The following is a 21,067-nucleotide window of genomic DNA, read 5'->3' as shown; positions in this document are numbered from 1 at the left end:
TACCGAACATACCCATCGGTATGGCTCCGATACCACTTCAGGCAGCTGTCGAGTTCACGCACAGTCCGCTACTAACTTTCATAATTGGGCTGATAATTGTGGTGGCCCTGCTGGTGTGGCTGGACCTCCCGGCGTTCATCGGGCTGATCATCTCCGCGTTCCTGGTCGGCGTGGTGAACACGATCTTCGTCGCCGACTTCTCAGCCGCCGACGCGGGGAGTCAGGTCGCAACGGCGTTCGGGAACGGAATGGCGGGGATCGGCATTCCGATCCTCATGGCCGCGATCATCGGCAAGGGGATGTTGGAGAGCGGCGCGGCCCAACGGATCGTCCGGGGATTCCAGAACATCCTCGGCGAGAGCAACTCCGATGTAGCGCTTCTGGGAAGCAGTTCGGTACTCGCGATCCCGGTGTTCTTCGACAGCGTATTCTACCTGATGGCGCCGCTCGCGCGCTCCATGCGGGCGCGCGTCGGCCGTGACTACACGCTGTTCATCGTCGTCGTCGGCGCTGGGGCCGCGACGACGCACGTGTTCGTGCCGCCCACGCCGGGTCCGCTCGCGGTAGCTGACCAAGTCGGCAGCAACCTGGGGACGACGATCCTCGTCGGACTGGCGGTCGCCATTCCGGCCGCGATCGTCTCCGGACTCGTCTACGGGCGCTGGATCAACAGCCGGCTCGACATCCCGCTGCGCGACACGATGGCGACCTCGACCGAGGAGCTCCAGGAGGTCGCGGACCGGTCGACCAGCGAACTCCCGGGCGTCCTCGAGTCGCTGGCGCCGATCCTGCTGGCGGTCCTGCTGATCGCGTCGTCGACGTTCGTCAACACGTTCCAGGATCCGGTTCCGGCGCTCGCCTCGCTACAGCCGTTCACGGACTTCCTCGGGAACAAGAACGTCGCGCTGACGGTCGCCGCGCTCGCGGCCGCGTACACGTTCTACCGCTACGATACGATGACGCAGAGCGAGTGGAGCGACGAACTCACCGAGGCGCTGCGGAGCGGTGGAAACATCGCCGCGATCACGGCGGCCGGCGGAGCGTTCGGCGCGCTGCTCGCCGCCTCCGGCATCGGTGACTACCTGGCCGGCGCGCTCCAGGAAGTGGGGATCGGCCTGCTCGTCACGGCCTGGCTCATCGCCGCGATCGTCCGCATCGCGCAGGGGTCGGCCACGGCCGCGATGCTGACCGCCGCGGGGATCATGGCCCCGCTCACCGGTCAGCTGACCGTCCACCCGGCGTACCTGGTGATGGTCATCGGCGCCGGCGGGAACATCTTCTCGTGGTTCAACGACTCCGGCTTCTGGCTCGTCAGCGAGATCGGCGGGCTCACCAAGCGAGAGACGCTCCAGACGTGGACCGCCCTCACGACGATCATCTCGGTGACCGGGCTGATCACCGTACTGATCTTGTCGACGGTCCTGCCGCTCGCCTGAGGCGAGCGACCGACCTTCGAGGATTTTTTCGGCGACTGCGCGCGCCCCGCGTCAGCGACGGCTCCGTCGCTACGCGTCGCCCTCGGGCGGCCAGGCCGCGCCGCGCTCGGCGAGCAGGTCGGCGAACTCCTCCTCGTCGACGACCGGGACGCCCTCGGCGTCGGCGTCGTCGCGCTTCGATTGCCCGGGACTCTCGCCGGCGACGAGGTAGTCGGTGTTTCCGGAGACGCTCGACGTGGCGTTCGCTCCGCGCGCCTCGACGTGCGCCTGCGCCTCGCTCCGCGGGACGGACAGCGAGCCGGTGAACACGAACGTGAGCCCGTCGAGCGCGTCGGCCGGCCCGTCACCCGTCTCGGTCTCGAACGGCTCGGGGTCGACGCCGCGCTCGCGGAGCCCCTCGATCGCCGCGCGGTTCTCCTCGCGGTCGAGGAACGACCGGATCGACTCCGCCACCTCGGGACCCACGTCGTCGACCTCGCGGAGGTCGGCCTCGTCCGCGTCGAAGAGCGCGTCGAGCGTCCCGAAGTGCGCGGCGAGCGCGCGGGCGGTCGTCGCGCCCACGTCGGGGATCCCGAGCCCGGCGAGGAAGTCGTCGAGCGGCGGGTTCCGGGTGGCGTCCAGCTCGGCGATCAGGTTCTCGGCGCTCGTCTCGCCCCACCCTTCCAGGTCGGCCAGCTCCTCGGCGGTCAGGTCGTAGAGGTCCGGCAGCGACTCGACGAGGCCGGCCTCGCGGAGCTGTTCGACGCGTTCCGGGCCGAGCCCCTCGACGTCGAGCGCGTCGCGTCGCGCCCAGTGTTCGACCGCCCGTTCGAGCTGTGCCGAGCAGCCGAGCCCGCCGGTACAGAACGCGAGCGGGCCGTCGCGCTCGATCTCGGCGCCGCAGACGGGGCAGGTCTCGGGGAACGCGTAGGTCCCCTCCGAGCGCTTCTCGACGACCTCCGGGACGTACGGGATCACGTCGCCGGCGCGGTAGATCCGAACGCGGTCGCCGACGTTGACGCCGAGCGCCTCGATCTCGGCGGGGTTGTGGAGCGTCGCGCGCGAGACGGTGACGCCACCGACGTCGACGGGGTCGAGCTCCGCGACCGGGGTGAGCCGCCCGGTTCGGCCCACCTGAACCGTAACTCCCTCGACGGTCGTCGTCGCGGTCCGCGGCGGGAACTTGTGCGCGAACGCCCAGCGCGGCGCGCGCGACGTGTTCCCGAGCGCCTCGCGGTGCGTGAGCGCGTCGACCTTGATCACGACGCCGTCGACCGCGTAGTTGAGGTCGTCGCGGGCCGCGAGAATTTCGTCGCGGTAGTCGATCGCGGCCTCGACGTCGTCGACGACCTCGACGCGGCCGTTCCGGCGGAGGCCGAGCGACTCGAACGCGTCGAGCGCGTCCCGGTGCCGCGCGGGACGCTCGGGCCCCTCGTCGCCCGCCTCCCACGCGAGCACGTCGAAGAAGAAGACGTCGAGGGGGCGCTCGGCGACGACCGACGGGTCCAGTTGGCGGAGCGTCCCGGCCGCGGCGTTGCGCGGGTTCGCGAACGGCTCCTCGCCCCGCTCGATCAGCTCGTCGTTGTACGCCTCGAACGCGTCCCTCGGCATGTACACCTCCCCCCGGACGGCGAGCCGCTCGGGGTGGTCGTCGCCGCGCAGGCGGCCGGGCACCGAGCGGATGGTGCGGACCTGCTCGGTGACGTCGTCACCCTCGCGGCCGTCGCCGCGGGTGGCCGCGCGGACGTACTCGCCGTCCTCGTAGATCACCTCGATCGAGAGGCCGTCGAACTTCGGCTCGCAGACGTACGCGAGGTCGGCCGGGTCGAACTCGGGGAGGTTGCCGGATTCCGCAGCGTCCGCGAGGCCCTGGCGGACGCGCTCGTCGAACTCGCGGACCGCGTCGGCGTCGGTCGCGTTATCGATCGACAGCATCGGCGCGACGTGCTCGACGGTCTCCAGCGCGTCGAGCGGCTCGCCGCCGACCTGCCGCGTCGGGGAGTTCTCGGTCGGGAGGTCGAACGCCTCTTCGAGCGCCTCCAGCCGCGCGAACAGCGCGTCGTACGCCGCGTCCGAGATCAGGGGGTCGGCCGCGACGTAGTACCGGTGGTCGTGCTCGCGGACCGCCGCCCGGAGCAGTTCGGCCTGCTCTGCGGCCTCGCCGGGGGAGAGGTCGTCGACCGGGTCGAAGTCGGTCGGCGGGTCCTCGACGTAGGGGTTCTCGTCCGGGTCCGCGTGCCGGGTCGACGACCCGGATTGCGCGCTCGTCATCGACCGACCCTTGCGTCGGCTCGGGTTAAAAGCGACCGTTCGACTCGCTTCGCGGTCGGGTGCGCAGATCGGCGGCGGCGAGACAATTTTTAAATGAACGCGCGGTGCGGTCGGCGCGTGCCTCCGAGTGGCCGCCGAAGGCGGCCGCGAGGAGTACGCGCGAGGGACGCCGCGAACGCCCGTAGGGCGTGAGCGGCGAGGCTGGGGAGGCGTGAGGCGCTGTGCGGTGCCGTGCGGGGCGGGACTCAAAGGGGCAGTCGCGAGGGCGTCGCAGGCGACGCAAGCACCGCAATGAGGGAGCGAACGGAGTGAGCGACCGAGTGAGGAGCACAGCGAGCGTGCGACGCCCTCGCGACTGGGGCTTTGGCGGTGTTCGCCGTCGATCTATTGTCGGTTATTTATAAACGAGCGACTGGAATTTTCGAAGCGTTCTCCGCAGAATCGCCGTTCTTTTATAAATCCCCGACTGCGACGCTGCTCGGCTATTTATAAGGCCCGCAGCCGAACCGGATTCCCTATTCTACGCGTTCGCCGCGCGCGAACACGGCCTCGGGGTCCTGCCACGCCGCGACGTCCTCGGTCGGGTCGGCGTTGAGAACGACGAGGTCCGCCTGATACCCCTCCTCGACCCGCCCCACGTCGTCGAGCCCCAGCAGGTCGGCCGCGTTGACGGTGGCCGCCTCCAGCGCGCGCTCCGGCGAGAGCCCGTAGTCGACCATGTACGCCAGCTCCCGCGGGATCTCCTCGAAGAAGTTGAACGGCGTGCCCGCGTCTGTGCCCATCGCGATCGAAACCCCGGCGTCCAGCGCGTGGTCCCACGCGTCGTCGAAGCGATCGGCGGCGTCCTCCGCCTTCGCGACGGCGTCCTCCGGGATCCCGGCCTCGACGCCGTTGTCGACGATGCCGCGGAGCGCGCTCGCGGTCGGCACCCAGTAGGTGCCGCGCTCGGCCATCATCTCGGCGGCCTCGCGGTCCATGAACGTCCCGTGTTCGACACTGGAGATGCCGGCCTCGACGGCGTTCTTAATTCCCTCCTCGCCGTGGGCGTGGGCCGCGGTCGGCGTGTCGGTCGGCGCGGCCGCGTCGGTGAACGCCGCAAGCTCTTCGGGGGTCAGCTCCGGGGCGCCGGTCACCGCGCCCTCGGTGAGGACGCCGCCGGTGGCCATGCACTTGAGCACGTCCGCGCCCGCCTTCAGCTGCTCGCGGGCCGCCTTCCGCACCTCCGCGGGCCCGTCCGCCTCCCGGCCGAACCAGTTGCCGTGGCCGCCGGTCATGATCACGTTTCGGCCGCACGCGAGGACGCGGGGGCCGTCGATCTCGCCGGCGGCGACCGCCTCGCCCGCGTCGAGCGCGAGCGTCCCGCGGCTCCCGAGGTCGCGGACGGTCGTGACGCCGGCCGAGACGGCCGCGTCGAGGTTGCTCGCCGCCCGGTAGCTCGCGGTGTAGTCGCTGTCGGACACCGCGGTCGCGACGTCCGGGCGCCCGTCCATCATGACGTGGACGTGGGCGTCGATCAGCCCGGGCGCGACGACGCGGTCGCTCGCGTCGACGCGTTCGAGCTCCTCGTCCGGGACGTCAGCGACCGCGGCGGCGACCGCGTCCGAGTCGCCGACCGCGGCGATCCCGCCGTCGATGACCGCCACGTCCGCCCGTCGGGTGCCGTCCGCGTCCGCGACTCGACCGCCGGTGAACAGGTACGCGTCTCCGTGTGCCATGCCGATCAGCGAGAGGGACGAGAAGGTAAAGGGTCGGGTCGCGGTAGGGGAGGCCGAAGGGCTTGCGGGCGGACCGCGGCCGGGACGCCGACCGCGTCGGGCCGCCGACCGCGTCGGGCCGCCGGCCGGATCAGGCCGCCGGCCGGGTCACGTGGCCGCCGCCAGCAGCTTCAGCCGCAGGTCGCGCTCGTCGACCTCGTACTTGAACGCCGGGTGGCCGTCGACGAGGACGTACGGGACGCGCTCGCCGTACTCGTCGGCCAGTTCGGGATCGGTGTCGACGTCGACCGCGTCGAGGTCGACCGTCACGCCGTCGAGGTCGGCGGCGACCTCCTCGATCGCCTCGCGGGCGACGACGCAAAGCGAGCAGTCCTCGCGGGTGTAGAGGGTGACCGGGACGGTCGCGGGGTCGTCGTCGGACGCGTCGTCTTCGGTCGCCTCCGCGTCGTCTCCGCTCACGGCTCGCGGTCGTCGTCGCCGGTCAGCTCCTCGGCGACCGTCGCGGCGTCCAGCAGCGCGGGGTCGACCGCGAGGTCGGCGACGGTCGCGACGAACTCCGGCAGCGACCGGCTCGCGTACGTCACGACCCGGACGTCCGGGTTCAGCTCCTTGGCGACCGGGATGCCGGTCGCCTCTTCGACGTCGGTGAGGACGAAGTAGGCGGCGTCGACGATACCGGCGTCCTCGAGCTTCGCCGCCGTGACGAGCCCATCGATCCGCCGGATCTCGACGCCGCGCGCGGCGAGCTCCTCTCCGAGACCGTTCTCGTCCGGGCCGGCGACGACGGCGATCGCGCCGCCGTCGGAGACGGACTCGCCGGTGCGGTCGTCCTCGGCGCGACCGCCGTCGGGGCGGGCGGGGGTGGCGGTCCCCGCCATCACTCGTACTCGATCGTCGCGGGCGGCTTGTGGGTCACGTCGTACACCACGCGCGCCACGTTCTCGTTCTCGCCGGTGATCCGGCTCTGGATCCGCTGGAGCGTGCTCCAGTCGAGCTCCTGCGCGCGGGCGGTCATCCCGTCGCGGCTCTCGACGGAGCGCACGGCGACCACCCAGCCGTGGACGCGGTTGTCGCCCTTGACGCCCGTCGCCTTGCCGAGGACCGCTGCGAACGCCTGCCACGGGTCGTACTCCGCCAGCTCCTCCTCGACGACGTGTGTCGCCTCGCGGGCGACCGCGGCCTTCTCGGGCGTCACCTCGCCGACGATCCGGACGGCGAGCCCGGGGCCGGGGAACGGCATGCGCTCGGAGATGATCTCTTCGAGGCCGAGCGCGCGGGCGACCTCGCGCACCTCGTCCTTGTAGAGGTCGCGCACGGGCTCGACGATCCCCTCGAAGTCGACGACCTCGGGGAGGCCGCCGACGTTGTGGTGCGACTTGATGTTCCCCTCCGACTCGATGCGATCGGGGTAGATCGTCCCCTGAACGAGGTAGTCGGCGCCCACGTCGCGCGCGACCGTCTCGAACTCGTCGATGAACCCCTCGCCGATGACGTGGCGCTTCTCTTCGGGGTCGGTGACGCCCTCGAGCCGGTCGAAGAAGCGGTCCTGCGCCTCGATCACCCGCAGCGACTCCATGAAGTCGAACGTGTCGCGGATCTCGTCGGTCTCCCCCTTCCGCATCAGCCCCGTGTCGACGTAGACGGGGGTGAGCTGGTCGCCGACCGCCTCGTACGCGAGCGTCGCCGCGACCGAGGAGTCGACGCCGCCCGAGAGGGCGATCACGGCGTTCGCGTCGCCGATCGCCTCCCGGATCTCCGCTTTCGCCTCCGCGATGAATTCCTCCGTCTCGACCATCTATAGCCTCACGTCCGCGTTCCGCTCGGTTGTGTCCGTCGATCCCAGCGCCGCCTCGACGAGGGAGACGAACGGCGGGCTCGCGCGGTCCGGCCGCGACCGAAACTCGGGGTGCGCCTGCGTCCCGAAGAAGAACGGGTGGTCCGGGCGCTCGAGGATCTCCATCCGGTTGTCGGCGCGCCCGGAGAAAACGAGCCCGTCCGCCTCTAACGCGTCGATGTACTCGGGATTCACCTCGTAGCGGTGGCGGTGGCGCTCGGTACAGGCGTCGGCGCCGTACACCTCGGCCGCGAGCGTGCCCGGCTCGATATCGGTCTCGTGGGCGCCGAGCCGCATCGTTCCGCCCATGTCCTCCGTCTCGTACTGGTCGGGGAGGAGGTCGATGACGGGGTGGGGCGTGTCGGGGTCGATCTCCGCGGAGTGGGCCCCGTCGAGCCCGAGCACGTTGCGCGCGTGTTCGACGACCGCCATCTGGAATCCCAAGCAGAGCCCGAGGAACGGCACGTCGTTCTCCCGGGCGTAGCGGACCGCCTCGATCTTCCCGTCCGTGCCGCGGGAGCCGAACCCGCCGGGGACGACGACGGCGTCGGCCTCGGCGAGGCGCTGCTCGTGCTCCGCGCGCGTCTCGTCGGCGTCGACCCACAGCACGTTCACCTCGGTGCCGGTCTGGATGCCGGCGTGTTTCAGCGCCTCGTGGATCGACATGTAGGCGTCTTCGAGGGCGTACTTGCCAACGAGCGCCACGTCGATCTCCTCCTCGCGCTCTCGGGTGACTAAGTCGCGCCACTCGGTCGACCGCTCCGCCTTCGGGAGCGCCTCGTCGACGAGGCCGAGCCGCTCCATCACGTACTCGTCTAACCCCTCGTCTTCGACCATCAGCGGGACGTGGTAGATGTCCTCGACGTCGGGGTTCGAGAAGACGGCGTCCGTGGGCACGTCGCAGAACAGGGCGATCTTCTCTTTCGTCTCCGGGTCCAGCCGGTCCTCGGAGCGCCCGACGAGGATGTCCGGCTGGAGGCCGATCGAGCGCAGCTCCTTCACGGAGTGCTGGGTGGGCTTCGTCTTCTGCTCGCCGTTCTTCGAGTAGGGGACGAGCGTGACGTGGGTGAAGAGGATATCCTCGTCGTCCTCCTCGTGGGCGAACTGTCGCAGGGCTTCGAGGAACGGCATCGACTCGATGTCGCCGACCGTCCCGCCGATCTCGACGAGGCAGACGTCCGACCCCTCGGCCGCCTCCCGGATCCGGCGCTTGATGTCGTCGGTGACGTGGGGGATGATCTGGACGGTCTTGCCGAGGTAGTCGCCGGCGCGCTCGCGCTCGATGACGTGCTGGTACGTCTTCCCCGTGGTGACGTTGTGGTCGAACGTCATGTCGGTGCCGAGGAAGCGCTCGTAGTTGCCGAGATCGAGGTCGACCTCGCCGCCGTCCTTGAGGACGTACACCTCGCCGTGCTCGTACGGGTTCATCGTCCCGGCGTCGACGTTGAGGTAGGGGTCCACCTTGACGGCGGTGACGTCGAAGCCCGCGTTGGCGAGGAGGCGCCCGGTGCTGGCGGCGGTGATGCCCTTCCCCAGCCCGGACATCACGCCGCCCGTGACGAACACGAACTTCCGACCCAGCGAGGGGTCGTACCCCGTGTCGGGATCTGCTGGCATATCGACCGTCCGGCAGGCCGAGTCAAAACCGTTTCGGACCCCGCGTTTCGCTGGACGTTCGTGCGGGTCGCGGGTCGTCGGTGAGAACCGCTCGTCCGTCCGCTCAGGCCGGGACGAGCTTGTAACACATCCCGGCCGCGTCGCCGCCCTCCGGCGCGCGCTCCGCGTAGTAGATCGCGTCGTCGGCGACCAGCGGGGCGCTGGTCACCTCTCCTCGCCCCTCGACCGCCCAGGTCACCGAGCCGTCCTCGCGGTCGAGCGCGTAGAGGTGCGCGTCGTAGGAGCCGACGAGGACGTGCTCGTCCGTCGCGGTCACGCTCCCCGTGATCCACCCGCCCGTCGGGGTCGACCACTCCGCCTCGCCGGTCGCTAGGTCGATCGCGTAGGCGTTGCCGTCGTGGCTCCCGACGTAGACCGTCCCGTCGTGGACGGCCGGCGCGCACATGACGCCGCCCGTCCGGACGGGGTCGGGGTCGTCCGACGGCGAGACGCTCTCGTCGGTCTCGAACTGCCAGAGCCCCGCGCCGTCAGCGACGTCGACGGCGGTGACGGTGCCGGCCCACGACGGGACCACCGCGATCCCGCGGCTGACCGCGATCGGCGCCTTGACGTCGCCGCCGGTGTCGAACGTCCACGCGCGGTCGGGACCCGAGACCGACCACGCGTAGACGTGGCCGTCGTTCGAGCCGAACAGGAAGCGGTCACGCTCCAGGTCGACCGCCACGGTCGAGTGCGGGTGGTCGGTGGGCCGGTCGTCGCGCCACTCCACCTCGCCGCTCTCGGCGTCCATCACGACGACGGTCCCGCTCGGGGTCGCGTACTCGACGGCGACGTACAGCTTCCCCTCGTGGTAGGTCGGGCTGGCGGCGGCCGCGTCGCCGACCTCGGTCTGCCACAGCACCTCGCCGTCCGCCACCGACACGGCGGAGACGACGCCGTCGTAGGTGCCGACGTACGCCGCGCCGTCGGCGACCGCGGGGGTGCCGTGGCTCCCGCGGTCGTCGTCGGAGATCGAGGTGGACCACCGCACGGTCCCGTCGCTCGCGATCGACTGGACGCGGCCCGTGTCGTCGGCGAGGAGGACGCCGCCCGACGGCGCCGGCATCGGGCTCCCCTTCGAGGCGGTGTGGTCGCCGCGGTTCGCCGGCACGGCCCACTCGACCTCGACGCTGTCGGGGATCGTCGCGTCGATGTGGCCGTGGTTCCGGAGCCCCTGTCGGAACTGGGTCGTGAGGCCGTCCGGCGACTGCGCGCGGGCGTCGAGGTCCAAGGGGAGGTCCGCGCCCTCGAAGTCGGTCGGCCCGGCGTCCGACGGGTCGGTGCCGAGCGAGGCACAGCCGGCGAGCCCCACCACGCCGACGCCGCCGGCGACGCGGAGCAGGTCGCGGCGCGTCCGTTCGGTCATGCTCCCCGGTTCGCGGGAGAGGATAAAAAGGCATGCCGCTCGGAGATCCGGGCGCGCGGCGACGCGCCGACGCGGCCGCCGTCGGGGGACCGAGAGCGAAAAGCACTCACCGGGCGGGGGAGAGGAGCCGGGCGCATGGACTGGTCCCCGCTCCCGCCCGCGACGGCCGCTGCCGTCGCGCTCGCGGTCAGCCTCACGCGTAGCGTCACGACCATCGCCATCGGCACCGCGACCGACGTCCCGGGCCCCGGCGCGCTCACCCTGTACAGGCTCGGCGGGCGCGCGGTCGGGTTCGTCCTCGTCTACGGGCTGCTCCTCGGCGTCGCGTACCGCGTCGGTCGACGCGGCGACGCGCTCGATGTCGGCCCCACGACGCTCGCCACCGGCCTCGTCGGGGGCGTCGCGTTCCTCCTCGGGACGGGCGCGATCCTCGCGTGGATCGGGCCTCAAAACGTGATCGTCGCCGTCGGAACGGTCGGCGCCGCCGTCGGCGTCGGGGTCGAACTGGCGGTCGTCGCGCTCGCGGGGCTCTCGCTCGGGCGGCTGCGAACGACCGGGTGAGCGCCGTGTTCGGACGGTTCCGCACGGAGCCGTCACTCTCCGAGTCGCGGTCGCGTCGAGAAGTTTTGCGAGGGAAGAACGCTCCGAGAGCGTCTTCCGCATCACGGGGGTGGACCCCGGCGATGCGAGGGGAGGGATTTGAACCCACGGACCTCTACAGGAGCGGAGCTTGAATCCGCCGCCGTTTCCGGGCTTGGCTACCCTCGCACGCGGACTGGCGTTGGATCGGCCTCCCCTTTATCCCGTCGGTTCCGCACCGGCCAGCGTCGCCCGGAACCCGCCCTCGGCCGACTCGCCGATCTCGAGCGTCCAGTCGTGCGCGGCTGCGACGCGCTCGACGATGGCGAGCCCGATCCCGGTGCCGCCGCCGTGAGAGACGCCGAAGTCGGTCAGTTCCGCGCGCGCCTGCTCGTCGTTCGGAAGCCCCGGACCGTCGTCGGCCACGTACACCCCGCGGTCGTCGACGCCGACCCGGACCGTGGGCTCGTCGCCGCCGTGGTCGAAGGCGTTGCCGATGAGGTTCCCGACGGCGCGCCGGAGGAGGGTCGGATCGCCGGTTACCGGCCCGGGGTCCTCGACGACGAGGTCGGCGCCGGCCGGGCAGTCGCCGAAGTCGCCCGACTCCAAGCAGTCGGCGGCGAGCTCCGCGAGGTCGACCGCGGCGTCCGCGGTCTCGACGGCGTCCGGGTCGCGGGCCATCACCAGCGCCTCGTCGATCATCGCCTCGATCCGGTCGAGCGCCTCCTCGGCGGCCGCCAGCCGCTCGGTGTCGCCCGTCTCGCGGGCGAGGTCGACGTAGCCGCTGACGACCGACAGGGGATTCCGGAGGTCGTGCGAGAGGAAGCCGGCGAGCCGTTCGAGCCGCTCGTTGAGCCGCTCCAGCTCGCGTTCGCGCTCGACGCGGTCCGTGACGTCGCGGATGACGCCGACCGCGCCGACGACCGCGCCGTCGCGCTCGATCGGCGTCAGCCGGGTCTCGGTGGTCACCTCGCCGCCGTCCGCGAGCGTCGTCGTGAGCTGGACGCGCTCGTCGTCGGCCTCGCCTGCGAGGACGCGCTCGACGGCCGCCCGGTGGCGGTCTCCCGCCTCCTCGCTCCAGTACCCCTCCTCGACGAGTCGCTCGGGGTGTTTCGCGTGGAGCACGTCCTCGTCGAAGCCGGTCACCTCGCGGAGCCGGTCGTTGACGAACACGCGGTTCCGGTCGGCGTCGAGGACGTACGCGCCGTCGCCGAGGGCGTTCACGATCGACTCGGCGTGGTCGATCGCGCTTGACTCCGGCGAGGAGTTCATACGAATGGTACGGGCCGAACGGTCAAGTGTCTCTCGGGTAGCGGCAGACGTGACGGGGGAGGCGGGGGGCGGCTCGTCCCGCGCACCGCCTCGTCTCGCGCACCGCCTCGTCTCGCGCACCGCCTCGTCTCACGCACCGTCTCCCCTCACGTGCGGTCTCCCCTCATGCGCCGTCTCCCCTCACGCGCCGCCTCAGCCCGCGATCATCGCGACGCCGACGACCGCGAGGACGGCCGCGACGAGCCGGAGCCGGAAGTGGCGCTCGCCGAGCAGCACGCCCCCGAGGACGACCGCGACGATCGCCTGCGTGTTGATCACCGGGGAGGCGACGCTCGCGGGCAGCGCCGCGAACGCGACCGTCGTCAGGTGCTCGCCCAGCGCGACGAGCGCGCCGGCCGCGAGGAACTTCGGGACGTCGTCGCGGCTCGCCTCGATCGGACTCCGGACCGCCGCGGGGAGCAGCACGACCGCGACGCCCGCGAGCAGCAGCGGCACCCAGAGCGTGCCGGGAATCGCGAGCTCCTGAAGCGCGACCCGCTTGCCCACGTCGGCGACCGCGTAGCAGGCCGCGCTCGCGAGCGCCAGCTGCGCGGGTCGCGATCGGGCGGCCCGCGCGAGCGGCGCGAAGAAGCTGCCCGGCTCGTAGTTCGCGACGTACACGGCGAGCGTGGTGACGACGACGCCGGCGACCTGGATCGGCGCTAACACCTGCCCGAGCAGCCCGACCTCCAGCGGGAGGACGAACATCGGGACGACCTTGTTGATCGGCGCGACGTACGACACCGCCCCGTTCTCGATGGCGCGCAGGAAGAGCACGAACGCCGCGGCCGTCGCGAGGCTCGTGACGGCGACGACGGCGAACCGCCGCGGGACGACGAGCCCGGCCAGCCCGGCCGCGGCGTCGCCGAAGCCGACCGTGAGCCCGGTCGCAGCGAGGAACCACCCGAGCGCCGCGGCGTTTATCGCCACCGTCAGCGCGGCGGGGGGATAGTCGGCGAAGGCGCGCTTCAGGACGAAGAGGTACGCCCCCCAGACGACGGCGGCGCCGAGCGCGGCGAGGAGTCCGGCGTCCATTCGTTCTCCCCGAGCGCGACCGGGGGAAAGAAGGGTTCGATCCGGTCCCGAGCCGGTTCGTCCCCCGCTCCCGCGAAACGGTTAGGTCGCTCCCGCGTGAACGGCCCGCACATGGACGACCACACCCGCGACCCGGGCGTCGCCCCGCCGCTCGGGAACCCGACCGGGTGGCACGCGGGCGACGCCGGCCCCGACGAGTCCGGGGCGGGCGACGAGGACGAGTCGTCGGGCGGGCCGCCCGACGCGCACGCAGTCGGCGGCTACTGGGAGCACGCGACGCTGCGGCGCGCGACCGAACACGGCGTGCGGCTGTTCAACGACGGCGCCTACCACGAGAGCCACGACTGCTTCGAGAGCGAGTGGTACAACTACGGCAGCGGCACGGTCGAGAGCGCCTTCCTCCACGGGATGGTCCAGGTCGCGGCCGGCGCGTACAAGCGCGTCGACTTCGAGAACGACGCCGGGATGCGGTCGCTGTTCGAGACCGCGCTCCAGTACCTCGACGGCGTCCCCGGCGACTTCTACGGCGTCGACGTCGACGACGTCCGGGAGACCCTCCGCGCCGCGCTCGACGATCCGAGCGCGGTCGACGGCTGGCGGATCGCCCTCGACGACGCGCGGCCCCCCGCCTACCCCGCGGACTACGAGTACGCGGAGCGGGTGGACGAGGGGCACTGAGATCCCTCGGTGCGGGCGGCGGGGTCGCCTCCGGGGCGTCGCGGATCCGAACGCCACTTATCCGCCGCCCGCCTGGAAGTCGTATGGAAGTTTACGATCTGGGCGACGGGGAGCCCGAGGTCGCCGTGGTCGGCGCCATTCACGGCGACGAGCCCTGCGGCGCCCGCGCCGTCGAGCGCCTGCTCGACGCCGACCTCGCCCCCGAGCGCCCGGTGCGGCTGATCGTCGCCAACGAGGAGGCGCTCGCGGCCGGCGAGCGGTACCTCGACGCCGACCTGAATCGGGTGTTCCCGGGCAACCGCGACGCGGCGGCCCACGAGGTGCGGCTCGCGGCCGAGCTCGTCGACGCGCTGGAGGGGTGTACGACCCTCGCGATCCACTCGACGCAGTCGTACGCCGAGCCGTTCGCCGTCATCGACTCGATGGACGAGGTGACGCGCGCCGTCGCGCCGCACCTCCCCGTCGACGCCGTGATCCAGACGGACGCGTTCACCGAGGGCCGGCTCATCGAACACCCGCACACGCTCGAAGTGGAGGCGGGGCTCCAGGGCTCCGACGCCGCCGCCGACAACGCCTACTGGCTCGCCCGCGCGTTCCTCGCCGCGACCGGGGCCGTCTCCGCGCCCGGCGCCGACGACGTACTCGACGTCGGCGGCCGCGAGGACGTCCCGGTGTTCCGGCTCCGCGAGCGGATCCCGAAGCCCGCGGCAGACACCTACGAGGTGTTCGCGCGCAACTTCGAGCGCGTCGAGGCCGGCGAGCGGTTCGCGGCCGCCGACGGCGAGCCGCTGCTGGCCGACGAGGCGTTCTACCCCGTGCTGCTGTCGCCGAACGGCTACCGCGACCAGTTCGGCTACGTCGCCGACCGCGTCGGGACGCTGGAGTAGCCGGCGCGCCTCCCGCTCCGACCCCGGCGAGCGCGGTCGGCCTCGGCTTCCTACTCGACGAGCTCGATGGTGTCGTCGCCGTTCGGCACCGCGCAGATGAACGCGCCGGGCTCGTCGCCCTCGTTGCGGTACCAGTGTTCGACGCCCGCGGGGATGAGGAGCGCGTCGCCGGGCGAGACCCTGTGTTCCTCGTCGCCGATCCCGACGACGTACTCGCCGGCGAGGACGTACTGCTCGTGTTCGACCGCGTTGGTATGGCGGGGGACCGCGGCGCCCGGCGCGAGCTCGAACCGGCGCATCGCGAAGGTCGGGGCGCCGTCGGACTCGTCGAGGAGGACGCCCTTCGAGAGCCCCTCGGCGGCGTCGACGGGCTCGTAGTCGACGTCTTCGCCGCGCTTCACGACCGGACCGGAACCGCGTGCGTCGGTCATGGCCGACACTGAGGGGAGCCGTGTATTTAACCGATCACCGACCGAACGCCGTGGTATGCGTGGAATCAAGGTCGGAAGCGCGTTCGGCATCCCCATCCGGCTCAACTGGACCTTTCTGATCGTCTTACCGCTGTTCGCGTACCTCATCGGCGGGCAGGTGGGAGAGATCGCCGGGGTGATGAACGAGGTCGCCGGACTCGGGATCGACGCGGGCGCGGTCGCGGCCGGGAACACCCCGTGGCTGCTCGGGCTGGCGGCCGCGGTGGGGCTGTTCGTGGGCGTGCTGCTCCACGAGTTCGGTCACTCGCTGGTCGCGATGCGCTACGGGTACGAGATCGAGTCGATCACGCTGTGGCTGCTCGGCGGGCTCGCCAGCTTCGCCGAGTTCCCCGAGGACTGGAAACACGAGTTCTGGATCGCGATCGCCGGCCCGCTCGTCAGCGTCGCGGTCGGGGTCGCCTGCTACGGGGTCGTCCTCGTCGGCGCTGGCGGCTCCGACGCCCTCCGCTTCGTGTTCGGCTACCTCGCGCTGCTGAACGTCGTCCTCGCCGGCTTCAACATGCTCCCTGCGTTCCCGATGGACGGCGGCCGAGTCCTCCGGGCGCTGCTCGCGCGGAACCAGCCGCACGCGCAGGCGACCCAGCGAGCCGCCGCCGTCGGGAAGGTGTTCGCGTTCCTGATGGGGATTATCGGCCTGTTCACGTTCCAGCTGCTGCTCATCGTCCTCGCCTTCTTCGTCTACATCGCCGCCTCGGGCGAGGCGCAGCAGACGACCCTGAAGGCCGCCTTCGAGGGCGTCACCGTCACGGACATCATGACGCCTCGCGGGGACCTCCACACGGTGTCGGAGGACACCTCCGTCGCCGACCTGATGGGCCGGATGTTCGAGGAGCGCCACACGGGCTACCCCGTCCTCGACGGCGGCGAGCTCGTCGGGATGGTCACCTTAGAGGACGCCCGCTCGGTCCGCGAGGTCGAGCGCGACGCCTACCGCGTCGACGACGTGATGGCGACGGACATCGTCGCTGCCGACCCGAACGCCGACGCCCTGACCGCGCTCCAGACGATGCAGGAGCACGGCGTCGGGCGGCTCCCCGTGGTCGACGCCGACGGCGAGCTCGTCGGCCTCATCTCCCGGTCGGACCTGATGACCGCGTTCAACATCATCCAGACCGGCGGCACGCCCGGGATCATCAGCGGGCGGCAGCAGGGGGCGGGCGACGAGCCGCGAATCCTCTGAGGACTCGGCGGCTCGGCGCCGAGCGGTCGTCTCCCCCGGCGTGGGGTATATACGCGGCAACGACCTACCTCGGCCCGTGACAACCCGGACCATCCGCGCCCGCGACCGGCCGGTGTTCGGCGTCGACGTCCACAGCGGCGACGTCCGCGGCGACAGCCCCTCCTACGCGCTCGTTATCCTCGATCCCGTCGACGAGGACGACCCGGACGCGCCCGACGCCGAGGGCCCGATGGCCCGGGTCACCCGCGACGTGGTCTCCTTCCGAAAGCTCTGCCGCCTGATCGACGACCGCGAACCGCTCTACGTCGCCACGGACAACGCCTACGAGCTGGCGGCGGACAAGGGAGAGCTCGTCAACTTCCTCCGGTCGCTCCCGGACGGCACCAGGCTCGTCCAGGTGACCGGCGCGGAGCGCCCGGAGCCGCTCTCGCGGGTCGCCTCCCGGCACGGGATCCCCTACGGGAAGGAACCGATGAAGGAGGCGGAAGCGTCGGCGCGGCTCGCCGCGGCCAACGTCGGCCACGAGGTGACCGCGTTCACCGACGAGACGCGGGTGAAGGTGTCTCGCGGGCGCTCGACGGGCAAAGGCGGGTGGAGCCAGGACCGCTACACCCGGCGCATCCACGGCAACGTGAAGAAGCGGACGCGGCAGGTCCAGTCGAAGCTACAGGAGGCGAACCTCTCGTTCGAGCGGGACGTGACCGAGAAGTACGGCGGCTACGCGAACGCGACGTTCACCGTCGAGGCGCGCCCCGAGGACATTCCGGTCTCGGACTCGCGGGCCGGCGACGTGCGCGTCGAGGTCGAGCGCGAGCGCCGCGACGGCATCGAGTACGAGCCCCTCGTGAAGCGGCGCGACCGCGTCATCGTCGGGATCGATCCCGGCACCACCACCGCGGCCGCGGTCGTCGGGCTCGACGGCACCGTCCACGCCCTCTACTCCTCGCGGACCGGCGACACCGCCGCGGTGACCGAGTGGATCGTCGAGCAGGGCCGACCGATCATCGTCGCGGCCGACGTCGAGCCGATGCCGGAGACCGTCGAGAAGTTCCGGCGATCGTTCGACGCCGCCGGCTGGCGCCCCACCACCGACCTCCCGGTCGACGAGAAGCTCCACCGCACCCGCGAGGCGAGCTACGACAACGACCACGAGCGCGACGCGCTCGCGGCCGCGCTGTACGCCTACGACGACCACGAGGACCAGTTCGAGCGGATCGCGGCGAAGACCCCGCCGCGGCTCGACCGCGGGGCGGTGATCGCCGGCGTCGTCGCGGGCGGTTCGTCGGTCGAGGCCGTCATCGACGACCTGAGCGAGGACGACGGGAGCGGCGGTGGCGGGAGCGGCGACGGCGACGCCGACGAGGCGGACCCTACCGAGCCCGAGCGCACCGAGGAGGAGGAGACGATCCGCCGGCTCCGCGAGCGCGTCGACCGGTTGGAGTCGCACGCCGAGTCGCTCGAAGAGGACCTCGACGAGCGCGACGACCGGATCGCGGAGCTGGAGTCGGAGCTGGAAGAGGCGAAACGCGAGGAGCGCATCGAGGCCCGCGAGCGGCGGGCGGTCTCGCGGCTCGAACGCGAGACGGACCGGTTGGAGCGCGAGCGCGACGAGGCCCGAGAGCGCGTCGAGGACCTCGAACGGAAGGTTGAGACGTTAAAGGAGCTGTGGCGGCTCGACCACTCGAACTTCGGCGACGTCGCCGAGGGGCGGGGGCTCGTGAGCGTGAAGGTCGTCGAGCAGTTCACGCTCGACGCGCTCGACGCCGCGGACGAGGCGTACGGGCTCGTCGCCGGCGACGTGGTGTTCCTCCGGGACGCGTCGGGGGCCGGGCGTCGAACTGCCGAACGCCTCGCGGAGACGGAGCCGCGGGCGGTGATCCGCGGCGAGGGGAACCTCTCGGACGTCGCCGACGCGGTGCTGTTCGAGCGCGGGGTTCCGGTGGTGCCCGCGGACGCCGTGCCGGTCCGCGAGGTGGACGAGCTGGCGGTCGCGAGCGAGGAGGCGCTCGCTGACGCCGTCGACGACTGGGAGGAGCGCGCCGAACAGCGCCGGCGCGACGAGAAGGCCGAACGGATCGACCGGATCATCTCCGAGCACCGCGCCGGGCGGACGCTGCCCGAGACGGAGGAATGAGCGCGGTGCGGACACTCCCCGGAACCGCGGCGGGGAGCGGTCGACAAGCGCGGCCGCGACGGAGCGCGTGACGCCTCGCCACACATCCAGAAGTCATATGTCCGGTAACGCACAGTCGGACGTATGGACGCTCACGAGCTGATCACCCGGAACGCGGCCGAGGTGGTCACCGAAGCGGAGATCGAGGCGCTGGCCGACGACCCCGAGGGCAAGCGGGCGTACGTCGGCTACGAGCCCTCGGGAGTCCTCCACATCGGTCACATGCTCACCGCGAACAAGCTGATCGACCTCCAAGAGGCTGGCTTCGAGGTGACCGTACTGCTGGCCGACGTACACGCGTACCTCAACGACAAGGGGTCGTTCGAGGAGATCCGCCACACCGCCGAGCGGATGCGCGACCAGTTCATCGCCTACGGGCTCGACGAGTCGAACACGCAGTTCGTCCTCGGCTCCGACTTCCAGCTCGACGACGACTACACCCTCGACCTCCACGCCTTAGAGCTGGAGACGACGCTCGCCCGCGCCGAGCGGGCGATGGCCGAGATCACCTCCGGCGACTCCGTGAAGGTGTCGCAGGCCGTCTACCCGCTGATGCAGGCGCTCGACATCCCGTACCTCGGCGTCGACCTCGCGGTCGGCGGGATGGAGCAGCGCAAGGTCCACATGCTCGCGCGCGACGTGCTGCCGAGCATCGACCGCGAGCCGCCGACGAGCCTCCACACGCCGCTGATCGCCGACCTCGGGACCGGCCGCGGGAAGATGTCCTCCAGCGAGGGCGTCACCATCTCGATGGAGGACTCCCGCGAGGACATCGAGTCGAAGGTGAACGACGCCTACTGCCCGCCGACGGCCGACCCCGAGCCGACCGACGAGGGGGAGTCGCGCGAGAACCCCGTCCTCCAGGTGTTCGAGTACCACGTGTTCCCGCGCTTCGACGCGGTGACCGTCGAGCGCCCGGAGGAGTACGGCGGGAACCTGGAGTACGACGCCTACGACGACCTGGAGGCCGACTTGGAGTCCGGCGAGCTCCACCCCGCGGACGCGAAGGGCGCGCTCGCGGAGTACCTCGACCGCCTCATCGCGCCGGGCCGCCAGCAGCTCGCGGAGTAGTCGACGCGACGCTATCCGGTGTTCGGATCCGGCGTTTCCGCCGTTCCGTTCTCCGTCTTTTCGCCGTCTATCGTGTGCCCGTCGAGCGGACAGGTGCCGTCCAGACAGCCCAGCCCGGCCGCCGTCTCGAAGACGGGGAGCCCGCAGTCGCACTCGTCGACGACGACGCCCGCCGGGAACGAGAAGGTGGTCTCGCAGTCGGGGTCGTTCTCGCAGGCGAGGTAGACGCGGCCGGGCGCGAATCGGACGCGGAGGTCACCCCCGCAGTCGGGGCAGTCCCAGACTCCGTCGAACCGGTCGCTGACGGCGTCCTCCATCGGGTCGCAGGCGGGGTCGAGACAGAGGTGGAACGGCTCGCCGCGCTCGACCCGGATCTTCGGGAGCCCGCAGTCGTCGCAGGTCGCGTCCGTCACGCTCGCGCCGGCCGGGAGCCCCCAGCGTTCCTCGCAGTCGAGGCACACCACGTCGCCCCGCGAGCGGACGAGCGGCCCGCCGTCCTCGGGGCAGGTCCCGACCGGAACGCCCGCCTCGGTGACCGGGAGCGCGCGGCTCGCGATCGCCTCCTCCGCGACCACCCGGAGTCGGCGGGAGCCGTCGCGGGCGGTGACGGTGAACCCGTCGCCGTCGCCCTCGACGACGACGCTCTCGGGGCGGGTGAGCCACGCGACGGGCTGGTAGCCGTCGGCGTCGTGGACGAGCGTCGTGTCGTCCGGTTTGATCAGGACGACGACGCGCCCGCGGTGGGTGCGGGTGCGGTCGCCGCGGTCGGTCACTACGCAGTCGCCGGCCAGCACGCGGAGTCGTTGCGGCATGGGGCGGGTGGCCGCGGTATGGGTGAAAAGCGCTCGTTGCGGGGGTTTATGTGGGATACGTGGCGGGTCGCGGTGAACACTAATGGAGGGACGAGGTGGCGAATCGCTCTGACGCTCCGGTCGTTTATTTATAAATGGCTGATACCAGAGTAACGGTGGACACCACCAAAGCCCCAGCCGCTCGTTTATAAGTAGATGACTGCGGATCGGCGCCGAACACCGCCAAAGCCCCAGCCGTGAGGGCTCGCGCGCCTTGCTGCGCGCCTCACTCGGTCGCTGGCGCTCCCTCGTTGCGGTGCTTACTGCGGCGTGCTTCGCCCTCACGGCTGCCCCTTTGAGCCCCGCCCCGCAAGCACCGCCGGAAGACCCGGGGGCCGGCCCCCCAGCTTTGCCGGGGCCTCCCGTGCTCCCACCTCCTCTCCACCCCCGTCCCCCCTCCTCCCCGCGGCCGTCGACGCCGACCCGGACCGTGGGCCCGTCGCCGCCGTGGTGGAAGTCGTTGCCGAGGAGGTTCCCGAGGGCGCGCGGGAGGAGGGTCGGATCGCCGGTTACCGGCCCGGGGTCCTCGACGACGAGGTCGGCGCCGGCCGGGC

Annotated in this window: 18 protein-coding genes and 1 tRNA gene; 7 read left to right on the top strand and 12 right to left on the bottom strand. The window is 71.5% G+C overall.

Annotated features, from left to right (window positions below; genetic code table 11):
• Positions 1–20 precede the first annotated feature (20 nt).
• Positions 21–1,436 carry a GntP family permease gene (locus AC4NMM_RS13780; protein ID WP_096394392.1) on the top strand — a complete coding sequence of 472 codons (1,416 nt, stop codon included), beginning with the start codon at positions 21–23 and terminating at the stop codon, positions 1,434–1,436.
• A 69-nt stretch (positions 1,437–1,505) separates the two neighbouring features.
• Here AC4NMM_RS13780 and ligA read toward each other — a convergent pair whose 3' ends face one another.
• From ligA to AC4NMM_RS13745, 7 genes are all read right to left on the bottom strand, one after another.
• Positions 1,506–3,686: an NAD-dependent DNA ligase LigA gene (ligA, locus tag AC4NMM_RS13775; protein ID WP_491924517.1), complete on the bottom strand. Its 2,181-nt coding sequence runs from the start codon at positions 3,684–3,686 to the stop codon at positions 1,506–1,508.
• Between the two features lie 515 nt (positions 3,687–4,201).
• Positions 4,202–5,401, bottom strand: coding sequence for a metal-dependent hydrolase family protein (locus AC4NMM_RS13770; RefSeq protein ID WP_491924516.1), 1,200 nt, complete (start codon positions 5,399–5,401; stop codon positions 4,202–4,204).
• A 147-nt stretch (positions 5,402–5,548) separates the two neighbouring features.
• Positions 5,549–5,860, bottom strand: a complete 312-nt coding sequence (locus tag AC4NMM_RS13765; protein ID WP_491924515.1) for a glutaredoxin family protein — start codon at positions 5,858–5,860, stop codon at positions 5,549–5,551.
• Positions 5,857–6,279: a DUF7126 family protein gene (locus AC4NMM_RS13760; RefSeq protein ID WP_491924514.1), complete on the bottom strand. Its 423-nt coding sequence runs from the start codon at positions 6,277–6,279 to the stop codon at positions 5,857–5,859. Before AC4NMM_RS13760 ends, AC4NMM_RS13765 begins: the two co-directional genes overlap by 4 nt.
• Entirely contained in the window at positions 6,279–7,196 is a 918-nt protein-coding gene (gene guaA / locus AC4NMM_RS13755) for a glutamine-hydrolyzing GMP synthase (RefSeq protein ID WP_096394388.1), read from the bottom strand. The genes AC4NMM_RS13760 and guaA overlap by 1 nt, the downstream gene beginning before the upstream one ends.
• Complete coding sequence (gene pyrG, locus AC4NMM_RS13750) at positions 7,197–8,852, bottom strand: CTP synthase (RefSeq protein WP_096394387.1); 1,656 nt, start codon at positions 8,850–8,852, stop codon at positions 7,197–7,199.
• 103 nt (positions 8,853–8,955) lie between these two features.
• On the bottom strand, positions 8,956–10,257 hold the full coding sequence (locus tag AC4NMM_RS13745) for an outer membrane protein assembly factor BamB family protein (RefSeq protein WP_096394386.1): 1,302 nt from the start codon (positions 10,255–10,257) through the stop codon (positions 8,956–8,958).
• Between the two features lie 135 nt (positions 10,258–10,392).
• On the opposite strand from AC4NMM_RS13745, the gene AC4NMM_RS13740 reads away from it, so the two are divergent.
• On the top strand, positions 10,393–10,818 hold the full coding sequence (locus AC4NMM_RS13740) for a hypothetical protein (protein WP_096394385.1): 426 nt from the start codon (positions 10,393–10,395) through the stop codon (positions 10,816–10,818).
• A gap of 123 nt (positions 10,819–10,941) precedes the next feature.
• Here the strand turns inward: AC4NMM_RS13740 and AC4NMM_RS13735 are convergent.
• The 3 genes from AC4NMM_RS13735 to AC4NMM_RS13725 all read right to left on the bottom strand — a co-directional run bounded on the left by AC4NMM_RS13735 (position 10,942) and on the right by AC4NMM_RS13725 (position 13,182).
• Positions 10,942–11,025, bottom strand: a tRNA-Leu gene (locus AC4NMM_RS13735).
• Positions 11,026–11,055: 30 nt separating this feature from the next.
• The gene (locus AC4NMM_RS13730; RefSeq protein WP_491924513.1) at positions 11,056–12,108 is read right to left on the bottom strand and encodes a PAS domain-containing sensor histidine kinase; all 1,053 of its coding nucleotides are present in this window, start codon (positions 12,106–12,108) and stop codon (positions 11,056–11,058) included.
• Positions 12,109–12,300: 192 nt separating this feature from the next.
• Positions 12,301–13,182: an EamA family transporter gene (locus AC4NMM_RS13725; RefSeq protein ID WP_096394382.1), complete on the bottom strand. Its 882-nt coding sequence runs from the start codon at positions 13,180–13,182 to the stop codon at positions 12,301–12,303.
• A gap of 111 nt (positions 13,183–13,293) precedes the next feature.
• On the opposite strand from AC4NMM_RS13725, the gene AC4NMM_RS13720 reads away from it, so the two are divergent.
• Together AC4NMM_RS13720 and AC4NMM_RS13715 are read left to right on the top strand one after the other, a co-directional pair.
• Positions 13,294–13,860, top strand: coding sequence for a DUF309 domain-containing protein (locus AC4NMM_RS13720; RefSeq protein ID WP_096394381.1), 567 nt, complete (start codon positions 13,294–13,296; stop codon positions 13,858–13,860).
• 83 nt (positions 13,861–13,943) lie between these two features.
• Entirely contained in the window at positions 13,944–14,747 is an 804-nt protein-coding gene (locus AC4NMM_RS13715; protein WP_096394380.1) for a M14 family metallopeptidase, read from the top strand.
• Between the two features lie 50 nt (positions 14,748–14,797).
• Here the strand turns inward: AC4NMM_RS13715 and AC4NMM_RS13710 are convergent, their stop codons facing one another.
• Positions 14,798–15,178, bottom strand: a complete 381-nt coding sequence (locus AC4NMM_RS13710) for a cupin domain-containing protein (protein WP_491924512.1) — start codon at positions 15,176–15,178, stop codon at positions 14,798–14,800.
• Positions 15,179–15,233: 55 nt separating this feature from the next.
• Between AC4NMM_RS13710 and AC4NMM_RS13705 the strand changes: the two genes are divergently transcribed.
• The 3 genes from AC4NMM_RS13705 (at position 15,234) to AC4NMM_RS13695 (ending at position 19,662) form a co-directional block, all read left to right on the top strand.
• A complete protein-coding gene (locus tag AC4NMM_RS13705; protein ID WP_491924511.1) occupies positions 15,234–16,418 on the top strand; it encodes a CBS domain-containing protein in 1,185 nt (394 codons plus the stop codon).
• A 76-nt stretch (positions 16,419–16,494) separates the two neighbouring features.
• A complete protein-coding gene (locus AC4NMM_RS13700) occupies positions 16,495–18,552 on the top strand; it encodes a DUF460 domain-containing protein (RefSeq protein ID WP_491924510.1) in 2,058 nt (685 codons plus the stop codon).
• Between the two features lie 123 nt (positions 18,553–18,675).
• Positions 18,676–19,662 carry a tyrosine--tRNA ligase gene (locus AC4NMM_RS13695; RefSeq protein WP_491924509.1) on the top strand — a complete coding sequence of 329 codons (987 nt, stop codon included), beginning with the start codon at positions 18,676–18,678 and terminating at the stop codon, positions 19,660–19,662.
• An 11-nt stretch (positions 19,663–19,673) separates the two neighbouring features.
• Here AC4NMM_RS13695 and AC4NMM_RS13690 read toward each other — a convergent pair whose 3' ends face one another.
• Entirely contained in the window at positions 19,674–20,474 is an 801-nt protein-coding gene (locus AC4NMM_RS13690) for a topoisomerase DNA-binding C4 zinc finger domain-containing protein (protein WP_491924508.1), read from the bottom strand.
• Positions 20,475–21,067: the final 593 nt, after the last annotated feature.

Source organism: Halorubrum sp. SD41, assembly GCF_058630335.1.
Note: the sequence above shows the minus strand (reverse complement) of the source record. Positions and strands in the feature narration are given on the sequence as shown.

What these genes read in the sequence shown, in the direction of transcription:
- AC4NMM_RS13780 (WP_096394392.1), top strand. Translation starts at nt 21, where the DNA reads ATGGCTCCGATACCACTTCAGGCAGCTGTCGAGTTCACGCACAGTCCG.
- ligA (WP_491924517.1), bottom strand. Translation starts at nt 3,686, where the DNA reads ATGACGAGCGCGCAATCCGGGTCGTCGACCCGGCACGCGGACCCGGAC.
- AC4NMM_RS13770 (WP_491924516.1), bottom strand. Translation starts at nt 5,401, where the DNA reads ATGGCACACGGAGACGCGTACCTGTTCACCGGCGGTCGAGTCGCGGAC.
- AC4NMM_RS13760 (WP_491924514.1), bottom strand. Translation starts at nt 6,279, where the DNA reads ATGGCGGGGACCGCCACCCCCGCCCGCCCCGACGGCGGTCGCGCCGAG.
- guaA (WP_096394388.1), bottom strand. Translation starts at nt 7,196, where the DNA reads ATGGTCGAGACGGAGGAATTCATCGCGGAGGCGAAAGCGGAGATCCGG.
- pyrG (WP_096394387.1), bottom strand. Translation starts at nt 8,852, where the DNA reads ATGCCAGCAGATCCCGACACGGGGTACGACCCCTCGCTGGGTCGGAAG.
- AC4NMM_RS13745 (WP_096394386.1), bottom strand. Translation starts at nt 10,257, where the DNA reads ATGACCGAACGGACGCGCCGCGACCTGCTCCGCGTCGCCGGCGGCGTC.
- AC4NMM_RS13740 (WP_096394385.1), top strand. Translation starts at nt 10,393, where the DNA reads ATGGACTGGTCCCCGCTCCCGCCCGCGACGGCCGCTGCCGTCGCGCTC.
- AC4NMM_RS13730 (WP_491924513.1), bottom strand. Translation starts at nt 12,108, where the DNA reads ATGAACTCCTCGCCGGAGTCAAGCGCGATCGACCACGCCGAGTCGATC.
- AC4NMM_RS13725 (WP_096394382.1), bottom strand. Translation starts at nt 13,182, where the DNA reads ATGGACGCCGGACTCCTCGCCGCGCTCGGCGCCGCCGTCGTCTGGGGG.
- AC4NMM_RS13720 (WP_096394381.1), top strand. Translation starts at nt 13,294, where the DNA reads ATGGACGACCACACCCGCGACCCGGGCGTCGCCCCGCCGCTCGGGAAC.
- AC4NMM_RS13715 (WP_096394380.1), top strand. Translation starts at nt 13,944, where the DNA reads ATGGAAGTTTACGATCTGGGCGACGGGGAGCCCGAGGTCGCCGTGGTC.
- AC4NMM_RS13710 (WP_491924512.1), bottom strand. Translation starts at nt 15,178, where the DNA reads ATGACCGACGCACGCGGTTCCGGTCCGGTCGTGAAGCGCGGCGAAGAC.
- AC4NMM_RS13705 (WP_491924511.1), top strand. Translation starts at nt 15,234, where the DNA reads ATGCGTGGAATCAAGGTCGGAAGCGCGTTCGGCATCCCCATCCGGCTC.
- AC4NMM_RS13695 (WP_491924509.1), top strand. Translation starts at nt 18,676, where the DNA reads ATGGACGCTCACGAGCTGATCACCCGGAACGCGGCCGAGGTGGTCACC.
- AC4NMM_RS13690 (WP_491924508.1), bottom strand. Translation starts at nt 20,474, where the DNA reads ATGCCGCAACGACTCCGCGTGCTGGCCGGCGACTGCGTAGTGACCGAC.